Raw genomic sequence first — 18,286 nt, forward strand, 5'->3', positions numbered from 1 at the left:
TCAGGCCTTCTGGCCCAGCAGTCCGGTCGGCCGGAACAGCAGGACAATGATGAAGATCAGGAAGATGCCCAGCTGGCCGAGGCTTTCGCCGAGGAACAGGCCGCCAAGGCTCTCGGTGACGCCGATGATCAGCCCCCCCAGCAATGCGCCGACAAAGCTGCCCATGCCACCGAGCACGACAACGGTGAAGGCGACCAGCACGAAGGCATGGCCGACCTGCGGACTGACATAGAAGCTAGGCAGCAACAGGCAGGCGGCGACGCCAAGACAGGCGCAGCCGATGCCGAACGACATGGCAAAGATATGCTCGACGTTGATACCGACCAGCCGGGCGCCCTGGCGCTCCCTGGCCAGCGCACGGATGGCGCGGCCGAGATCGGTACGGGTCATCAGTAGCCACAGCAGGGCTGCCACCAGCAGCGCGCCGACAAAGGCGACGGCCTTGGGCACCGGAATGAAGGCGACGCCGAAATCCAGCACCTCGAAGGAATACGGCGTCTCGATGGTGCGGGTGTCGGAGCGCCACAGATAGAGCGCGAGATTCTCGATGATCACCGACAGGCCGAGGGTGACCAGCAGGATATTCTCGTCCTTGCCATGGCTGGCACGGCCGATAATGAAGCGCTGCAGTCCATATCCGATACCGAACAGCGCGACAGCAGCCACTGGCAGCGCCAGATAGGGATCGATGCCGAACAGGCTGTGCAGGAAGAACACGCCATAGAGCGCCAGCATCAGCAGGCTGCCATGGGCGAAGTTGATGATATGCAGAACACCGTAGATCAGCGTCAGACCCAGCGCGATCAGGGCATAGATCGCGCCGATGGTGAGGCCGTTCAGGATCGCCGGCAAGAGGATGGAAAACTCAAGCATGGATCACGCCGCAAAGAGGGTGGCGGAGCCGACTGCCCGGCTCCGCCACAAGACTGAACTTAAGCTCGCGGTGCCGGGAATACCGGCTTGGCATTGGCGAAGTCCTTCGGGAAGATCACCTTGATGTCCTTCTGCAGGATCTGGGTGTTCACCGGAGCCGCGCCTTCATTCTGGCCGTTGACGAATTTGGTCGGGCCATAGGGCATGAAGTGGTTGCTCCAGCCCGACGAGGCCAGCGCATGGGTGATAGCGGCGCGGTCAGACGACTTGGCGCGCTCCAGCGCATCGGCCAGCAAGCGCACGCATTCGTAGTTGAGGAACACTTCGTAGGAGAAGAAAGCTTTCTCGGCTTCCACCTTTTTCTTCAGTTCCAGCGCCACCGGGTTGCGCGGATCGAACCAGTGATTGCAGTCCATGATGAATTCCGCCGCATCGGGGAATTCCTGCACGAAGCGATACTGCGAGGCCGCGCCGCCGAGGATGGAATAGATCGCCTTCGGGCGGATCTTCTGCTGGCGCAGCGTGCGGGCCAGCAGCACGAATTCGTTGTAGTAGTTCGACGGGATCAGCAGGTCCGGGTTGCGGCCCTTGATCTTGAGCGCGATGTTGTTGAAATCGCGCGTCGGATTGGCATGCGCGATGGTCTCCAGCACCTCGAAGCCCATACCCGGCAGCTTTTCGTTCAGCGTCTTGGCCATGCCGGCGCCGAAGGCGGATTCTTCGTGCACGATCATTACGGTCTTGGCCGGCTTGCCGGCCTGGGTGTTCAGCGCGACCAGATTTTGGATCGCGCTATCGACAATCTTGTTCAGACCCGGCCCGAAACGGAAAGTGTTGGTAAGGCCGCGGGTGACCACCTGGTCGACGACGCCGACATCCACGATATGCGGAATGCCGTGCTTGGCGGCGGCCTGCGTGGTGGCCAGCGCGATGCCGGAGGCGAACGGCCCGATGATGGCGGTGGCGCCGGCCTCATTCAACTTCTCGACCTCGGCAGCGCCGACATCGGGCTTGGACTGCGCATCGGCATAGATCGGTTCCAGCTTGGCACCGCCCATCGAGGCGATTCCGCCATTAGCGTTGATCGTGTCGATCGCCAGCTTGGCGCCGAGGCGACACTGCTGGCCCGACGGTGCCAGCGGACCGGTCACCGGGTGCAGGATGCCGACCTTGATAGTGCGCGGCTGCGCCTTGAGGATGGCCGGAAAACCGGCCATGCCGGCGGCAACGGCCGTCCCGGCGAGGAAATGTCTACGGGATACGCGCGGTGTCTTGATCATCACTTTTTCTCCCTGTTTCTGGATCGTGGCGCAGCGCTGGGTTCCCCGGTCGCCGGCGCCACGCTGGCCGACCAAGTATTGCGATCCTCGCCACGTACACGGTCGAGGCTCATACGGAACTGATAGCGGTCCGGGCGATACAGCCCGACGATATATTCCACCGGACGGCCGCTGCGGTCTTGTACGATGCGGCTGATGCGCAGCAGCGGCGCACCGATAACGGTTTTCAATGCCGGTGCCACGCGCGTATCTGCCAGTGTGGCGGACAGCGTCTGTTCAGCGCTGTCAATCACCACGCCGGATTTTTCCAGCAGGCCAAGCAGCGGCTCGCGCCCCAGTTCCTTGCGGCCGAACTTGCGGCCGATATCGGCAGGCACATAGGTGGTGAGATAGGAAAACGGGCCGTCCACGAGCGAGCGCACGCGCACGGAGCGTTGCACTTCTTCGCCCGGCGCAATCCGCAAGGCGGCAGCTACGTCCGGCGCCGCGGCCTCATAGCTGAAATCGAGCAGTTCGACCTGGGTCTTCAGGCCCATCGCCATCAGGTTTTCGATCAGGCCTTCGACGCCGCCATGCACGGGCGGCGGCTCGTGGTCGCGGGCTGCGACATGCGTGCCGCGGCCCCGGCCGCGCGTGACCAGGCCTTCGGCGGCGAGTTCCGCCAACGCACGCCGGGCGGTGATGCGCGAGACATTGAACTGGCGGGCGAGTTCTTCTTCGCCGGGCACCTGAGCGCCGGGTTTCAGTCGCCCTTCGACGATCTGACCGCGCAGGATCAGGAAAATCTGGTGATAGAGCGGCGTCGGAATACGCGCATCGACTGCTTTCACCGCTCCCTCCTGCTATCATCTCACCTATTGTTATACTGATAGAACATTTGATCGCGAGTCAATGCCGGAATCCAGCGACCAGGCTGCGCTTCAATGGTTCAGCTGAAGGTTCGCTGCCGCGTCAGCGGGCGGGCTGCAATCCGCCGCCGAGGAATAATTGTGCGATACGCGGATCGGCCAGGATCGTGCTGGCGGTATCCTCGATTCGCGTCTGGCCCAGTTCCAGCACTAGGCCATAGTCGGACATCTGCAGCGCCTGTTTGGCATTCTGCTCGATCAGCAGAATGGTGACGCCGCTGTCGCGTAAGCCTTTCAGAATGCCGAACACCTCCTGCACCATCAGCGGCGACAGGCCGATCGACGGCTCGTCGATCAGGATCAGTTTGGGATCAAGCAGCAGCCCGCGCGCCACTTCCAGCAGCTTCTGCTGCCCGCCCGACAGCGTGGAGGCCTGACTGCTGGCCTTCTCGGCCAGGACAGGAAAGTGCTTCAGCATGGCGGCGACGCGATCCGGCAGACCAGACTGATCCTTCAGCGCTACGCCGCCGAGCTCGAGGTTGTGCCGCACCGACAGCTCGGGAAAGATATTCCGGCCCTGTGGCACATAGCAGACGCCGGCATCCAGCATCATGCGCGGCGTATGGCCGGAGACATCCCTGCCCTCGAACAGGATGCGGCCGGACCGCAGGCCGAGCAGGCCGAAGATCGCCTTGAACATGGTCGACTTGCCGGCGCCGTTCGGGCCGATCACCGTGGTGATCTTGGCGCGGCGGATACTGGCCGTGGTGCCATTGAGAATGGTCATCTTGCCGTAGCCCCCGACCACGCCGTCGAGCTGCAGGATGCCGTCACTTATCGCAGGCTTAGTGTCCAAGATAGGCCTCGATCACATCCGGGTTGCTGCGGATATCGGCCGGCGTGCCTGCCGCGATCAGGCGGCCTTCGGCGAGAACCAGAATCCGCGTGCACAGCGACATGACGAATTCCATATTGTGTTCGATCACCACGAAGGTGGCGCGGGTTTCGGCGTTGATCGCCTGCAGCCGTTCTTTCAGGCTCGCCAGCATAGTCAGGTTGACACCGCCGGCCGGCTCGTCCAGCAGCACCAGACGCGGGCCGGCCATGAAGGCCATCGCAGCGTCGAGCAGCTTCTGCTGACCATAGGAAAGCCCGCCGGCTTTTTCCTCGGCGAGATGACCGAGGCGGAAGAAATCAATCATGCGGTTGGCGTCGGTTGTGAGACCCGCATCGCGCGGCCCGAACAGGCGTTTCAGCCGTGAGCCGCGATGCTCCTGCCCAGCCAGAATCAGGTTCTCGCGCACGCTGAGCTGCGGAAAGACCTGCAGCAACTGGAACGTACGGCTGACACCACGGCGATTGAGCTGCGACGGGCGCAGGCCGGTCACCACTTCGCCATCGATGCGGACTTCGCCATCGTCCGGCACCAGCTGGCCAAGAATACAGTTGAACAGGGTTGACTTGCCCGAGCCGTTCGGACCGATGATGCCGAGGATTTCGCCCTCCTGCACGTCGAAGCTGACATCGCGCACGGCCTGCAGGCCGCCGAAGGCGCGAGACAGGTTCTTGACGTCGAGAACGCTGGTCATGGCCGCACCTTGCCGGTCTGCGGCAGCAGCAGGGCCTTAAGCCGCAGCACCAATGCCACGACACCGCCCGGGCAGAAGGCCATCAGCACCATGACCAGGAAGGCATAGATCAGCAGGTACCAGGTTTCGGTGAAACGCAGCCATTCTGGCAGCAGCACGGCGATGGCCGCGCCCACGAACGGCCCGAGGAAAGACCCGGCGCCGCCGACGACAACCATCAGCAGGTAGAGGAAGGACTGGCTAAGCGCGAACGGGCTCGGATCGATGAACTCGACCAGCGGCGCATAGAGCGCGCCGGCAAAGCCGCCATAGGCCGAGCCGATCGCGAACGTGAGCAGCTTGTAGAGCCGCACGTCGATACCGAGGCTTTCGGCACGCACCGGGTTTTCCCGCAGTGCCGTGAAGGCGCGGCCCCAGGGCGAGCGCAGGATCCACCACATGCAGAAGGTCAGGATCGCCGTCACCGCCAGCACGAACCAGTAGAACGTGAGGAATGGCCGCGTGTTGATGCCGAACACGACGGGGCGTTTGATGCCCGACAGGCCCATCACACCGCCGGTGAGCCACTGTTCATTGCGGAAAACCAGCCAGGCCATCACCGCAAAAGCCAGGGTCACGAACGCGAGGTAATGCTTCTGCACCCGCAGCGCCGGGATGCCGAGCAGAATGCCGACAACGAACGCCAGCAGGCCGGACGCGGCAAAGGCCATACCATACGGAATGCCGGCTTTGGTCAGCAGCGCCGTGGTATAGGCGCCGATACCGAGAAACGCGGCCTGGGCCAGCGTCTCCTGCCCGGAATAGCCGACAATCAGGTTGACACCCATCGCAGCAACCGCGGTCACCAGCCACAGCGTCATGATATAGGCGCCGTAGCGCTTCAACCCCGGATACGGCACGCCGTAGTCGGTCAGGTTGACCGGCACGAAAACCAGCACCAGCCCGAGCAGTACAAGGCCGAGCGACCAACGCAGCGCAGACCAACTCATATCGCGCGCTCCTCGCGCCGGCCGAGCAGGCCCTGCGGCCGGAACAGGATGAACAGCACCAGCAGGATCAGCGGCACCGACTGGCGATAGCCGGTCGAGACATAAGCTGCTGCCAGATTGTCGATCACGCCGACGAGAAGCCCGCCGGCAATGGCGCCGCGCACCTGGTTGAAGCCGCCGACGATGGCGGCGACGAAAGCCGCAAGGCCGAGATGTTCGCCATTGGAGAATTTCGCCAGATAGATCGGCGAGATCAGCAGCGATGCCATGGCGGCCAATGCTGCGTTGATGATGAAGGTGTACATGATCATTCGCTCGACCGGTACACCGAGGATGCGGGCCACGGTCGGGTTCTGCGCGGTCGCCTGCATCTGACGGCCGGTGCGAGTACGCGACAGGAAGAGCTGCAGTGCGGCAATCACGCAGAGCGCGATCAGCAGCACGCCGATCTGCGACAGCGACAGCTGCACGCCCAGCACGCTGACCTGGCGATCCGGGAAGATATACGGGAAAGGTTGTGCCTCCGCGCTGTAGAAATCCTTGGCGCCTTCACGCAGCAGCATGCCCAGCGCGATGGTCGAGATGACCAGCGGCAGCACGCCCTGCTTCAGCATCGGATCGACCACGATCACCTTAAAGACCACGCCGAGCAGCAGGATCGACACCAGGATGGCGACGAGGCAGGACAACCAAAATGGCCAACCAAGCCAGTTCATTGCCACCAGCGCGAAGAAGGCCGGCAGCATGACGAATTCACCCTGAGCGAAATTGATCGTCTGCGATGTTTGCCAGAGCAAAGTGAAACCGATTGCTGCAAGAGCATAGATCGCGCCGGTCGCCAGACCCGCGATCACCAGCTGGAGTATTTCGGCCATTTAGCTGTGGTCCTGAACATGTGCGCGGATGTCCCGCGCGATAAAAGCGCTCCGGCCGGCTTCATGCACGGCCGGAGCGCGGGACTTCAGTTCTTCAGCTTCGGCAGGGTCTGCGTGATCACCTGCTTGCCGTCCTTCACTTCAGCCAGGAAGCTGATGCGGTCGATTTCACCGGTATTGTCCCAACTGGCTTCCATCAGGATGCCGGGCATCTTGTCCGGCGAGATGGTCAGGCCATGCAGGGCGGCGGCAATCGCCTTGGGATCGAGCTTGCCGGCCTTCTCTGCCGCAGCCTTTACCATATAGACCGAAATATAACCCTTCAGGCCGTTATGGTCCGGCTTGTAGTTGAACTTGGCCTGGAATTTCCTGCCGAATTCCTGTACGGCCGGGATCGGGGCATCAACGGTGAGGCCGACATGGCCCTTCACGCCGTTGGCCGCATCGCCCGCAAGATCAATCACCTTCTGGCCCAGTAGCGTAGTCTCACCGATCATCGGCTTGTTGAGACCCTGCTTCTTGGCCTCGCGCAGGAAGCGCGCACTCTCTTCCTCGTTGAGGTAGATGAAGATGGCGTCGGCATTGGCGCTTTTGAGCTTGATCACGTCGGCTGCGAAATCGGCCTGGCCGGCTTCGGTCGAAAGATCCGCCACCACCTTGATGTTGCGGCTGTTCAGTTCCTTGATGATGGCGTCGCGGCCACCCTTGCCGAAATCGTTGTTCACGAAGACCACCGCCACCGACTTGGCCTTTTCGCCGTCGCGGAGATAGTTGGCCAGCTTCGGCATCGAGATATTCTGGCCGAACGAGGTGCGGAAGATGTATTTCGAACCCTGCGCAGTCAGATCGCCGGCCTCGCCGCCCATGATCTGCGGCACTTCGGCATCGGCGGTCAGCTGCATACTGGCCTTGACCGAGCCCGAATAGATCGGGCCAAGGATTGCCACCGGCTTGTCGTCCAGCGCACGCTGGATCGCGGCGCGGGCAACGCCCGGATTGGTCTGCGTGTCGACGGCCGGAATCTCGACCTTCTTGCCCAGGATGCCGCCGGCGGCATTCACTTCGGCAGCGGCAAGCTCGACGCCGTTTTTCCAGTTATTGCCGACCGTGGCGCCACCGCCCGAGAGTTCGATGATCACGGGCAGAAGCACGCTGTTCTGCGCGAAGGCCGGGCTGCCCAGCACCATGGCGGCTGCGGCGGCTGTGACAGCCAGTTTTGAGAATTGCATTGTTTCCTCCGCTGAATTTTCTTGTTCGCCGCGTCACACCTGCTGTTCGCGGCGGCGGAGATTTTGGAGGTGCTGCAATTTAACGTCAATTACCCCGCCGCCGCCTTCTCGCAGTGCGGTTCCCTGTCGCCGATTGTGCAGCGCAGCAACGAGCCCTGGTCAGCTGGCCGGCTTATCTTCTTCATAGAGAATACGCTCGGCCGCGCCATCGAGATCCTGATACTGGCCCGCACGCAGCGACCACAGGAACAGGCCCAGCCCGACAATGCCCAGCACCAGCGACAGCGGCACGAGATAGATGAACTCGTCCATCACTCGGCTCCTTCCGGCAATGCGTTTGGCAAATTGTCCTTCCGCGCAGTGCGGACACCGCGCAGCGGGGTCAGCCGCAGCGCATTGCCTACCACGATCATCGATGACGACGACATCACCAAGGCGGCGATCAGTGGCGTGATGTAACCAGCGATAGCAAACGGCAGCGCGACGGCATTATAGCCAAGCGACAGCACAAAATTCTGCCGGATCAGCTTGCCGGCCTGACGCGCCACATCCATCGCCTGCGGCACGGCGGCAAGGCTGTCGCGCAGGAAGACAAAATCGGCGGCGTTGCGCCCGATATCGGCAGCCGTTGCCGGCGCCATCGAGGCATGTGCCGCTGCCAGCGCCGGCGCATCATTCAGTCCGTCGCCCACCATCAGCACCTTGCGGCCTTCTGCAGCCAGCGCGGCCAGGCGCGCGGCCTTGCCACCCGGCAGCATGGCAGTCTGATAGTCCGCAACACCGACCTGCCGCGCGATGGCCGCCACAGCCTCTGGGCGGTCCCCGGACAGAATTTCGACATGCAGGCCATGCTGCAGCAGTTGCGTCACGACGTGGCGCGCATCGGGGCGCAGCCGGTCGTCGAAGCGGAAAGTGGCCAGCAGTGCGCCATCCTTCACCAGCGCCGTGCCGACGGTTTCGCCCTCGCTGCCCAGAGCCCAGCCGGCGCGACCCAGCCGATAGACGCTGCCAAGCGCTTCGGCCTCAAGGCCAAGGCCGGGATGTTCCTCGATCCGAGCAAACGGCAGTGCGGTGCCGATGGCCGCAGCGGACAGTGCGCGTGACTGCGGATGCCGCGAATGCACCGCCATCGCGGCCGCAATCGCCAGATGCTGCGGATCGATCTCGGCACGGTTGGACAGCATGAGCTGGCCCAACGTCAGCGTGCCGGTCTTGTCGAACACCACCGTGTCGATCTGGGCGAGCCGTTCCAGCGCCGCGCCATCCTTCACCATGATGCCGGCCTCGAAGAGCCGGCGCGCCGCCACCACCTGCACCATCGGCACGGCCAGTGCCAGCGCGCAGGGACAGGTGATGATCAACACGGCGACCGCAATGGTGAGCGCGCGATGCACGTCACCCATCGCCAGCATCCAGCCAACAAAGCTGACGAAAGCGGCAATATGCACGACCGGTGCGTAAAGCTGGGCGGCGCGGTCGGCGATGCGACGATAGCCGGCGCGACCGGATTCGGCGGCCTCCATCAGGCGCAACATTTCGGCCAGGAAAGAACTCTGCACCGTCGCCGTCGCCTGCATGGTCAGCGGAGCAGTCAGATTCAGTGTCCCTGCCTGCAACTCGGTGCCAATGCCGGCGGCCTGTGGCAGGCTTTCGCCATTGACCAGCGCACAGTCGATGTCGGAGACGCCGGAAATCACCCGGCCATCGACCGGCACGCGCTCACCGGCCGCAAGGATGATCTGCATGCCCGGTTGCAATTCGCTGACTGGCAGATAGTCGTGACTGCCATCCGACCGGCGCACCACGGCCCCGCGCGCCGCCATGCGCTGCAGACCCTTCACCGCCTGGCGGGCGCGTTCGCGCATCATATGATCGAGCACACGGCCGATGAGCAGGAAGAACAGCAGCGAGATGGCGGCATCAAAATAGGCGTATTCGCCGTGCGTCACCGTGTCGTACATGCTCATGCCGAAGGCGAGCAGCACGCCGATCGAGATCGGCACGTCCATATTGGTCTGCCCGCGTCGCAGTGCGTGCCAGGCCGAGCGAAAGAACACCTGGCCGGAATAAGCCGCAGCCGGCAGCGACACCAGCGCCGATAGCCAGTGGAACAGGTCGCGAGAGGCCGGATCGGCGCCGGCCCAGATCGACATCGAGAACAGCATCACGTTGCCGGCGGCGAAGCCGGAGATGGCCAACGCGCGCAGCAGCTGGGTCAGCACAGGGTCCTTCTCGTTTTCAACCGGGTCATGCAGATGCGCGGGATAACCGAGACGGTCGAGCGTGGTGAACAGCGGCGGCGGCACGGCTTCCTGCCACTGCACGGTGACGCGCCTGGTAGAAAGATTGACGCGCGCCCGGACGACGCCGGGCAGACCGCCGAGACCCTGTTCGATGGTGCGGATGCAGCCACCGCAATGGATCGTCGGAACGGAGATTTCGGTCTGCTGCAGGCCCTCGCCCACGGAATGGCTTGCCAGCAGGATTTCCTGCTGCGCAGGACCCACCAACCATTCCTGGCCGGCCTCCGGCGACCGGGCGGCCGGCAAGTTCCCGGGCAGACAGCAACTCATGCAGGAGTCCGGATGGCCTTGTAGGCATGCCAGGTGGCATGACCGACCATCGGGAATACGAGCACCAGGCCGAGCGTACCGCTGATCAGGCTGAGCAGAAACAGCGTCAGCACGATGGCGCCCCAGGTCAGCATGACAGCAATGTTATTCCAGACCAGCGCCATGCTGGTGCCCATGGCAGTGAAGGCATCGACATCCTCGTTCAGCAGCATCGGGATCGAAAACACGCTGATGGCAAAAGAGAATGCCGCAAACAACCCGCCGACGGCACCGCCGACCAGCAGCATCGCCCAGCCGAGCGGCGTGGTGAACAGCATGGGGGCGATATGCTCCAGTCCCGGGAACGGCGTCAGGCCGAAGAACAGCGCGTAGACGATCACGGCAGCCCGGTTCCAGAGCAGCATCAGCAGGCAGAGAATGGCGCCGATGAACAGGATCTGTGCGCCCGCCCTGGACTTCACGAACAGGATTTCACCGAACATCACCGGTTCGCCAGCGGTGAGCCGGCGGCTTTTTTCATACAGACCAACGGCCAGAGCCGGACCGAGCACCATGAAGCCCGACAATGCAGGAAACAGGATGTAGTCGAGTTCGAGCCGGAACAGGCCGATGACGATGATCAGCGACGCGATGAAGACACCGACGCCGTAAAACAGGCTGATACCGGGTTTGACCCAGAGGTCGCGCCATCCGGCGCTCAGCCAGGCAAAGGCCGCGCGGGGCGCCAGATTGCGGTTGTAGGTCTTTTCGCGCGGCAGCGGCGGAACAATGGCCGGAATCGTCGTCATGGCAATCTCTCCGTCAGCAGGACGACCGCGCGGCCCGGAAGTTTCCGGTCGCTTCGCCGGATCCCTTCAAATGGGTCACGCAGTCGGGCTGCGATGTGATGGCGACATAGACCAGATGCGCATTGGCCAGCACCAGCAGCAGCACCGCGGCGACGATGCTGGTGTAGATGGCCAGTCTGCTGCGCTTCATGGTCATGTCTCAGCTCTTCTTACGCAGGTCGAGCAGGTACAGCGTCAGGATTTTGCGTTCCAGCGGCGACAGGCGGTTTTCCCAACCCGGCATCTGACCCTGACGGCCGTCGTATATCGTGCTGTAGATCCCCTGCAGATCGCTGCCATAAATCCAGAAAGCATCAGTCAGGTCGGGCGCACCGACATCGCGCTTGCCTTTGGCGTCATCGCCATGGCAGGCGACGCAGTTGGCGTCGAACACGACCTTGCCCTCCTGCAGCGTGGCGGCAGACGCATCTGTCTTCTGTGACAGCGAATGCACATAGGCGGCGACCTTGAGCAGATCAGGACGTTCCAGGACCTTGTCGCGGCCAAAGGCCATCATCTGCGACACGCGGGTATCCGGATGCGTGGCATTGATGCCGACACGGATGGTCTCGGCCAAGGTTTCCGGCTCACCACCCCATAGCCACGGCGCTTTGGCAATCGCCGGGTAGCCCTTGCCGCCCTGGCCCTGCTGGCCATGGCAGACCGCACAGTTGTCGCCGAACAGCGTATGGCCGGTCTGGCGCACGGTGCGCATCAGCACAGTATCGGCCTGAATGGCGGCATAGTCGCCATCGCTGACCTTCTGTGCCCAGCCGGCACGGCCCTGCGCAGCAGCCGCCATGCTTTCGGCCACCGTCGTGCGCTGGTCGATGCCCAGCAGGCCCCGGGTATAGGCGACACCCGTCGGCCAGGCCGGCATCAGAATCCAGTAGCCCAGCGAGAAGAGGAAAGTGACGGCAAGGAAGAACAGCACTGCCTTTGGCACCGGCGCATTCAGCTCTTTGATACCGTTCCACTCATGCCCGGTCGTCATATGGCCGGTGTAGGGATCGCGCTCGCCTACCGACATGGCTTGTCCTCGTCGTGAATGATGTTGCGGGCCGCATCTTCGAAACGCTGTTTGTTGGATGGCCAGTAGGCATAGATCAGCACACCGACCGACAGCGCGATCAGATAGAATAGCCCGAAGGATTTCGCGAAGGCGACGACACTGCCGTGATCGAAGTCGAACATGGCCTTACTCCGTCTTCATCGGCGTCTTGTGCGCCGCGTCGGTCAGGCGGCCGAGAATCTGCAGATAGGCCACCACCGCATCCATCTCGGTCACCGTGCCGGGCACGCCGTCGAAGGCGCGCACATTGGTCGCCTCGCCATAGCGCTCGGATACGCCGGCGGCGGCATCGCTGTCGGGCGAGGCCTGGCCGATTGCATCCTTGGTCGCATTGGCGATCTGCGCGTCGGTATAGGGCACACCGACCTTGCGCATGGCCTTGAGGTGCAGGCCAAGGTCATCGACGCGTAGCGTATCGCGCATCAGCCAGCCGTAGTTCGGCATCTTCGATTCCGCCACCACATCGCGCGGATTGATCAGATGGGCCACATGCCACTGGTCGGAATACTTGCCACCGAGGCGGGCGATATCCGGACCGGTGCGCTTGGATCCCCAGAGCATCGGGTGATCATACTTCGATTCCACCGCGAGCGAATAAGGCCCATAGCGTTCCACTTCGTCACGCAGCGTGCGGATCATCTGTGAATGGCAGGCATAACAGCCTTCGCGGATATAGATGTTGCGTCCGGCCAGTTCCAGAGGCGTGTAGACGCGCATGTCGGGCGCCGCCTCCACCGTCTCGTCGATGGTGAACAGCGGCGCGATCTCAACAAAACCACCGATGCTGGCCATCGCAATGACGGCAAGGGTGAAACCGATGGCGTTACGTTCCAGCTTGTAGTGGAAACCAAAGATCGACATGGCGCTTACTCCCCAGCCGCGGCAGCATCGCCGATCGCAGCCTCGTTGCTGGTCTCGGTATTTGCCGCCATGCGGATGGTCATCCAGATATTGTAGCTGCCGATGATGGCGCCGATCAGGAAGAGCAGACCGCCGACAGCGCGGGCGAAGTAGTAGGGATGCATCGCCACCAGCGAGTCGATGAAGGAATAGGACAGCGTGCCGCTTTCGTTATAGGTGCGCCACATCAGGCCCTGGATCACGCCCGAGTTCCACATCGAGAAGACATAAACCAGGGTACCGGCCATCGCGAGCCAGAAATGCCACTCGATCAGTTTTGCCGAATACATGCGCGGCTGCTTCCACAGCCAGGGCACGACGGCGTAGATCGAGCCAAAGGTGATCAGCGCCACCCAGCCGAGTGCGCCGGCATGCACATGGCCGACAGTCCAGTCGGTGTAATGCGACAGCGAATTCACGGCACGGATCGCCATGAATGAGCCTTCAAAGGTGGACAGGCCGTAGAAGATCGCCGCCATCATCATGAAGCGTAAAGTGGCGTCATCCCGCACCTTGTGCCAGGCGCCGTTCAGCGTTAGCAGCGCGTTGGCGGCAGAGGCCCAACTCGGTACCAGCAGCATCACCGAGAAGGTCATGCCCAGCGTCTGCACCCAGTGCGGCAACGCCGTGTAATGCAGATGATGCGAGCCGGCCCACATATACATGAAGGTGATGCCCCAGAAGCTGATGATCGACAGCCGATACGAGAAGATCGGCCGGCCGGCACGCTTGGGCAGGTAGTAATACATCATGCCAAGGAAGCCCGCGGTGAGGAAGAAAGCGACGGCGTTGTGGCCGTACCACCACTGCGTCATCGCATCCTGCACGCCCGCAAAAGCCGAATAGCTCTTGGCCGAGCCGAACGAGATCGGCATGGCCAGGTTATTGACGATATGCAGGATCGCTACCACCAGGATGAAGGCCATGTAATACCAGTTGGCCACGTATATATGCGGTTCGCGGCGACGCAGCAGTGTACGCAGGTAAATCAGGAAATAGGTGACCCATACGATCACCAACCAGAAATCGGCATACCATTCCGGCTCGGCATATTCTTTCGACTGGGTGATGCCCATGAAGTAGCCCGTCGCGGCAACCAGGCAGAACAGGTTGTAGCCCAGCAGCACGAACCACGGGCTCAGCTGATCAGGCAGGCGCGCGCGAGTTGTACGCTGCAGCACATGGAAGGAGGTGGCGATCAGCGCATTGCCGCCGAAGCCAAAGATCACGCCCGACGTATGCACGGGACGCAGTCGACCGAAGCTGGCCCAGCCGGCATCGAAGGTGAGTTCGGGGTACACCAGCAGCCACGCGACCCAGTCGCCGATGAACATGCCGATGACGGCCCAGATCATCGCCAGCACGATGCCGACCTTGCTCGGATCGTCGTAGTAATGCGCAAGCCTGGCTTCACTCGGCTCCGGCGCGAAGTAGCCGTTCGCCAGCACGAAGATCATCACGACCGAGCAGACGACAACCAGCCAGCCATGCATGCCGATCGGGTCATGTTGCCCGACCGCCGCCATCACAAGGCCAAGGCATCCAAGCGCGATCAGAATGACCAGGCCGAAGAACCGTTCATTCTGAGTGAGCTGCGCAACCATCATTGTCTTCCCACCGAGCAATTTCTTTTAAGCAGACCGTAACGCCAGATCCCGACGCGCGATACTTCAAAAATCGTGAGATGTATCGCCGCAAAGCCCAGTCGTACTTTCGAGTCCATACAGCGGTGCGCAGGCAACATCCTTGATCCAGATCAACACCAGCGATCCGCTCTCCCGGCCCGCGGCAGCGGCATTACACTGCAAGTGCCTGTAACCAATCGGAAATCATGCTGACGGCACCATGGCGCAGTTCGCCACCGAAGCGCGCGGCATCCCGCCGCAGGGCTCGGACATCAATGCTGGCCTCTGCTAACTCCACAGCATGGCCGACCAGCCAACGCTCGAATTCGGAGCCGGTCACGGCTTCGGGGTGAAACTGCAGGGCGAGAACATTGGTGTCGATGGCGAAGGCTTGCTGCGCGACCAGGTTTGTCGATGCCAGATGCGTGGCTCCGCGCGGCAGGTTATAGGTATCGCCATGCCAGTGCAGCACAGGCAGATCCTGCAGATGGCGCAGCGGGCTGTTGCGACCCGCGTCGTTCAGCATAATTGGTGCGAAGCCGATCTCCTTCACATCTGAAGGATAGACTGCAGCACCGGATGCGGCCGCGATCAACTGCGCGCCGAGACAGATTCCCAGCGTCGGTCGCCCCGCCTTCAGGCGTTCGGCAATCAGCCTGATCTCCTGTGTCAGGAAGGGATAAGCCCCGGCCTCGTAAACACCGATCGGCCCGCCCAGCACAACCAGCAGATCCGGCTCGACCGCGGTAAAGGCGGTAAAGTCCGGATCGTCGGCGTTGCGATATTCGACATCATAGCCGGCTGCCGCGATTGGCGCGGCAAAACTGCCCAGATCCTCGAAATGGACGTGCCGAAGCGCGACAGCCTTCATGCGGGCACCGCGCAGAAACCATCAGCGCACCCATCTGCCGGCTCCTGCGGTGCGGTTTCGACCACCGGCACCGGCATCGACAGTGCGCTGGCGATGCGTGCGCCGACGATCATGTCATCTTCCGCACCGAACTTGTGATGCAGCATGCTGCCGTCCCGACCGATGATCACCGCGCTCGGCGTACCCTGGAACTGGAAACGCTCCATCGTCACCGGCAGCAGGCCCTCACCCGGCTGGTCGACACCAACCGGATGCGTAATGCGATATTCATGCAGGAAGGCCTGCAGCGCTACCGGCGTCATGGCGGCATGATGCTCGAACACCGTGTGCAGACCGATCACCTGCAGGTCGGAATTGCGGAACACCTGCTCGATCTTCTGGGCCTGAGGAATAGCGAGCGAGACACAGCCTGGGCACAGCATCTGGAAGCTGTGCAGAAACACCACGCGACCGCGCAAGCTGGCGAGCATGAGCGGGTTGTCGGTGTTGAACCACTGGCTGACGGCCAGTTCTGGAGCAATCCTCTTCAACATGATCCTATCCTCCGGACAGATCGGGACGGGTCCCCAGCCAATAAGACCGGCCCGCCCCGCTGTCGTTCCTGCGCTTTGTTACGCCGCCCGCGACAGCTTCACGCCCGGGAAATCGACCGGCACATCGAAGCCGACGTTGACGTAGTTGGTGAAGAGGTTGAGTGCGATATGCGCCATCACCTCGACAACATCCTGGTCATCCAGGCCGACATTGCGCAAAGCCTGCACATCGACGGCCGAGATTTCCGCCCGACTCTCCACCACCTTCTGCACGAAGGCGAGAATGGCGGCGGTCTTCGGGTCAGCCGACTGCCCCTTCTGCGCCGCCGTCATCTCGGCGGTAGTGGCGCCGGCCTTCTTGCCCAGCATGGTGTGGGCGGCGAGGCAGTAGTTGCAGTTGTTGCGGTCGGCGACCGCGACGGCAATCTGCTCGCCCAGCTTGGCGCCCAGCCGGCCCTGCGACAGGGCGCCAAACGAGCCCCACATGCTGGCCAGCGCGGCCGGCGAATTGGCCGCGACCTTGAACATATTCGGCACCATGCCGAAAGCACCCTTGATCTGCGCCAGGTGTTCGACAGTCGTGCCGGTTGCGGTGTTGGGGTCAACGAGATTAACGTAAGCCATGATCAGTTTTCCTTCTCTGTTTGCTCGGAGGGGGAGAAACGCCGGTCTGTCGATGGCAGTCGGCAGACCGGCAACTTTTACTCAACGCAAGCCGCCAACTTACTTGGCCGGGGCGACCTTTCCGGGAAGACTAAGGTTGCCCGAGGCAACCTTGAACACATTTGACACGCAGAGCAGCGGAGCATGCAGGTTGCCATTGACCTTCAGGCCACTGGTGACGCCGTCATAAGACGCGCCCTTGATGCCACCGAGCAGCTTGAGCGGAATCTCCACGTTGACGACATTGCCCTTGAACCCCGTCGGATATTCCGGGCTGTCGATCAGCAGCGGCACATTCGGCCAGGTCGGTGGCACCTTGGGCGTTGAGCCCTTGGGGATGTCAGTCACTTTCAGACCTGCACCACAGGCCTTGTCCTCGTTCAGCACCACCCAGTGGGGATGCCACTTATGCCGGTTCTTGCCGCCATAGGCTGCATCGTCGAAATCCGGGTGGAAGGTGACGGCTAGCGCCACGATGCCCTGATCCTTCTCGAAGCCGATCTCGGCGCTGTTCAGCGAGGTCGGCCAGACATAGGCATAGACCTCGGAGCCTTCGAACTTGCCGGTGGCCGTCGGCATATCCACGCCGGCCTTGCCGCGCACGCGCGTCGAGAACACCACTGCGTCCTTCCTGGTAACGACCTTCGTTTCGACAATGTCGAACGAGGCCAGCACGGTATCCGATGGCTGGGCGGTAATGGGCTGCGACAAAGCGGCCGTCGCAAGGCAAAGCGAGAGCGTTGCGGCAACAGCAGTGCCGCTCAACCAGGTCCTGGACATGAGAATCTTCCTTCTTGTCTGTACTCGGCTCGGAGGGTCTCGCCTATCCCGTTTGGAGTGACCCCCAGGTGGCAGCCCGGGTGTCGGGATCGGCGATTTCGTGTTCGCGACAGTCGACGCGGAAATCCCGTCGTCGCAATGGCGCATTCACAAAATGGCAGTGATGCGGGCCCTGCTTGCCCGCATGGCGATGTGGTTCGAAATACTTGCAGGTGACGCACATGCGCTGCACCGGCACGGCACCGGCTTCCTGCAGCGTGTTGATCACCCGGACCAGCGACACCAGCAGTTCTTCCTGCTCCGCCGCCGGCAACTCCTCGACTGCGTCACGCGTGGCATTCTCGGCCCTGCCCGCCTGCCGCAACGCCTTGCGACCTTCCACGGTCAGGACCAGCAGGCTCGACCGCCGGTCGACTCCGGCCACCTTCTCGACATAGCCCTTGCGCAACAGCGCAGTGGCGGAGTCGGTCGCGGTGGGCTGGCTGACGCCGAGATGGGCAGCGATCTCGGTGACCCGCAGCCCCCTCATCCGGCCTTCCAACACGTTCAGGATCTGCAACTGCGTGGGCGTAATGCTCATCGCTTGCGCAGTACTCCATTCGTCCGACCGCATAACCGCGGCAACCCGCTTCAGCCCGTCGGTGATGCGGTCGGCAATGGCGTTGGTGTCTGGCAGGTCCTTTGTCATGGGAGAAATAATTATAGGAATCCTATGCATTGTCAATGCCGGATTCACCGGCCCGGCAAAAGTGTGACGGT

At 62.4% G+C, this 18,286-nt stretch carries 21 protein-coding genes; all 21 read right to left on the minus strand.

Features of this window, described 5'->3' with window-relative positions; all coding sequences use genetic code 11:
• The 21 genes from FNB15_RS20005 to FNB15_RS20105 all read right to left on the minus strand — a co-directional run bounded on the left by FNB15_RS20005 (position 1) and on the right by FNB15_RS20105 (position 18,215).
• Complete coding sequence (locus FNB15_RS20005) at positions 1-873, minus strand: branched-chain amino acid ABC transporter permease (RefSeq protein ID WP_144258417.1); 873 nt, start codon at positions 871-873, stop codon at positions 1-3.
• Positions 874-932: 59 nt separating this feature from the next.
• Complete coding sequence (locus tag FNB15_RS20010; protein ID WP_144258418.1) at positions 933-2,153, minus strand: ABC transporter substrate-binding protein; 1,221 nt, start codon at positions 2,151-2,153, stop codon at positions 933-935.
• The gene (locus tag FNB15_RS20015) at positions 2,153-2,983 is read right to left on the minus strand and encodes a GntR family transcriptional regulator (RefSeq protein WP_221932689.1); all 831 of its coding nucleotides are present in this window, start codon (positions 2,981-2,983) and stop codon (positions 2,153-2,155) included. The genes FNB15_RS20010 and FNB15_RS20015 overlap by 1 nt, the downstream gene beginning before the upstream one ends.
• A 121-nt stretch (positions 2,984-3,104) precedes the next feature.
• Entirely contained in the window at positions 3,105-3,857 is a 753-nt protein-coding gene (locus FNB15_RS20020) for an ABC transporter ATP-binding protein (RefSeq protein WP_221932690.1), read from the minus strand.
• Complete coding sequence (locus tag FNB15_RS20025; RefSeq protein WP_144258419.1) at positions 3,847-4,590, minus strand: ABC transporter ATP-binding protein; 744 nt, start codon at positions 4,588-4,590, stop codon at positions 3,847-3,849. Before FNB15_RS20025 ends, FNB15_RS20020 begins: the two co-directional genes overlap by 11 nt.
• The gene (locus tag FNB15_RS20030; protein ID WP_144258420.1) at positions 4,587-5,579 is read right to left on the minus strand and encodes a branched-chain amino acid ABC transporter permease; all 993 of its coding nucleotides are present in this window, start codon (positions 5,577-5,579) and stop codon (positions 4,587-4,589) included. Before FNB15_RS20030 ends, FNB15_RS20025 begins: the two co-directional genes overlap by 4 nt.
• The gene (locus FNB15_RS20035) at positions 5,576-6,454 is read right to left on the minus strand and encodes a branched-chain amino acid ABC transporter permease (RefSeq protein ID WP_144258421.1); all 879 of its coding nucleotides are present in this window, start codon (positions 6,452-6,454) and stop codon (positions 5,576-5,578) included. Before FNB15_RS20035 ends, FNB15_RS20030 begins: the two co-directional genes overlap by 4 nt.
• Positions 6,455-6,540: 86 nt before the next feature.
• The gene (locus FNB15_RS20040; RefSeq protein ID WP_144258422.1) at positions 6,541-7,683 is read right to left on the minus strand and encodes an ABC transporter substrate-binding protein; all 1,143 of its coding nucleotides are present in this window, start codon (positions 7,681-7,683) and stop codon (positions 6,541-6,543) included.
• Between the two features lie 159 nt (positions 7,684-7,842).
• The gene (gene ccoS / locus FNB15_RS20045) at positions 7,843-7,995 is read right to left on the minus strand and encodes a cbb3-type cytochrome oxidase assembly protein CcoS (protein ID WP_144258423.1); all 153 of its coding nucleotides are present in this window, start codon (positions 7,993-7,995) and stop codon (positions 7,843-7,845) included.
• Complete coding sequence (locus FNB15_RS20050; protein WP_221932691.1) at positions 7,995-10,190, minus strand: heavy metal translocating P-type ATPase; 2,196 nt, start codon at positions 10,188-10,190, stop codon at positions 7,995-7,997. Before FNB15_RS20050 ends, ccoS begins: the two co-directional genes overlap by 1 nt.
• A 62-nt stretch (positions 10,191-10,252) precedes the next feature.
• Positions 10,253-11,044 carry a DUF2189 domain-containing protein gene (locus FNB15_RS20055; protein ID WP_144258425.1) on the minus strand — a complete coding sequence of 264 codons (792 nt, stop codon included), beginning with the start codon at positions 11,042-11,044 and terminating at the stop codon, positions 10,253-10,255.
• A gap of 13 nt (positions 11,045-11,057) precedes the next feature.
• Positions 11,058-11,240, minus strand: a complete 183-nt coding sequence (locus FNB15_RS20060) for a hypothetical protein (protein WP_144258426.1) — start codon at positions 11,238-11,240, stop codon at positions 11,058-11,060.
• A 3-nt stretch (positions 11,241-11,243) separates the two neighbouring features.
• Complete coding sequence (gene ccoP, locus FNB15_RS20065; protein WP_144258427.1) at positions 11,244-12,113, minus strand: cytochrome-c oxidase, cbb3-type subunit III; 870 nt, start codon at positions 12,111-12,113, stop codon at positions 11,244-11,246.
• Positions 12,104-12,277 carry a cbb3-type cytochrome oxidase subunit 3 gene (locus FNB15_RS20070; protein ID WP_144258428.1) on the minus strand — a complete coding sequence of 58 codons (174 nt, stop codon included), beginning with the start codon at positions 12,275-12,277 and terminating at the stop codon, positions 12,104-12,106. Before FNB15_RS20070 ends, ccoP begins: the two co-directional genes overlap by 10 nt.
• 4 nt (positions 12,278-12,281) lie before the next feature.
• On the minus strand, positions 12,282-13,016 hold the full coding sequence (gene ccoO / locus FNB15_RS20075; RefSeq protein WP_221932692.1) for a cytochrome-c oxidase, cbb3-type subunit II: 735 nt from the start codon (positions 13,014-13,016) through the stop codon (positions 12,282-12,284).
• Positions 13,017-13,021: 5 nt separating this feature from the next.
• A complete protein-coding gene (ccoN, locus tag FNB15_RS20080; RefSeq protein ID WP_246068737.1) occupies positions 13,022-14,662 on the minus strand; it encodes a cytochrome-c oxidase, cbb3-type subunit I in 1,641 nt (546 codons plus the stop codon).
• 190 nt (positions 14,663-14,852) lie between these two features.
• Entirely contained in the window at positions 14,853-15,551 is a 699-nt protein-coding gene (locus tag FNB15_RS20085; protein ID WP_144258429.1) for a glutamine amidotransferase, read from the minus strand.
• Positions 15,548-16,084 carry a thioredoxin domain-containing protein gene (locus tag FNB15_RS20090; protein WP_144258430.1) on the minus strand — a complete coding sequence of 179 codons (537 nt, stop codon included), beginning with the start codon at positions 16,082-16,084 and terminating at the stop codon, positions 15,548-15,550. The genes FNB15_RS20085 and FNB15_RS20090 overlap by 4 nt, the downstream gene beginning before the upstream one ends.
• A 78-nt stretch (positions 16,085-16,162) precedes the next feature.
• Positions 16,163-16,708, minus strand: coding sequence for a carboxymuconolactone decarboxylase family protein (locus tag FNB15_RS20095; protein ID WP_144258431.1), 546 nt, complete (start codon positions 16,706-16,708; stop codon positions 16,163-16,165).
• Positions 16,709-16,807: 99 nt separating this feature from the next.
• Positions 16,808-17,527 (minus strand): hypothetical protein, encoded by a 720-nt coding sequence (locus FNB15_RS20100; protein ID WP_144258432.1) that lies wholly within the window; start codon positions 17,525-17,527, stop codon positions 16,808-16,810.
• Positions 17,528-17,570: 43 nt separating this feature from the next.
• A complete protein-coding gene (locus FNB15_RS20105) occupies positions 17,571-18,215 on the minus strand; it encodes a MarR family winged helix-turn-helix transcriptional regulator (protein ID WP_144258433.1) in 645 nt (214 codons plus the stop codon).
• Positions 18,216-18,286 lie beyond the last annotated feature (71 nt).

Origin of the sequence: Ferrovibrio terrae, assembly GCF_007197755.1 — a bacterium.
Taxonomy (GTDB): Bacteria; Pseudomonadota; Alphaproteobacteria; order Ferrovibrionales; family Ferrovibrionaceae; genus Ferrovibrio; species Ferrovibrio terrae.